The following is a 299-nucleotide window of genomic DNA, read 5'->3' as shown; positions in this document are numbered from 1 at the left end:
CAAAAAGTCGAATGAACAGGAAACGTCCTTGGATTCCTTATGGAAACGGGCATGACGGTCACAATATACTATTTTGGTCTTCTCCTCGTTCAGCGACAGATGATGTTGCTTGAAGCGATTCCTGACAGCGTTAAGTATAAAGTATGACTGTTCTAAACTGCGGGTGTGAAGGACAATGTCATCACAATACCGCTCGAACGCCATAATAGAGTGAAACTCCTGCAGCCATTTATCGAACACTGCATGTAGAAATTTTTTTTTTTTTTTTTTTTTTTTATTTTTTTTTTTTTTTTTTTCCT

Annotated in this window: 1 protein-coding gene; it reads right to left on the bottom strand. The window is 37.1% G+C overall.

The features are described 5' to 3' along the window. Nucleotides 1-240: reverse transcriptase domain-containing protein (locus D0T87_RS24105; RefSeq protein WP_370526974.1), on the bottom strand; the 240-nt coding region annotated here is incomplete at its 3' end. Nucleotides 241-299 lie beyond the last annotated feature (59 nt).

The organism is Bacteroides sp. 51, assembly GCF_010500965.1.
GTDB lineage: Bacteria > Bacteroidota > Bacteroidia > Bacteroidales > Bacteroidaceae > Bacteroides.
This window is presented reverse-complemented; position numbering and strand designations above follow the sequence as displayed.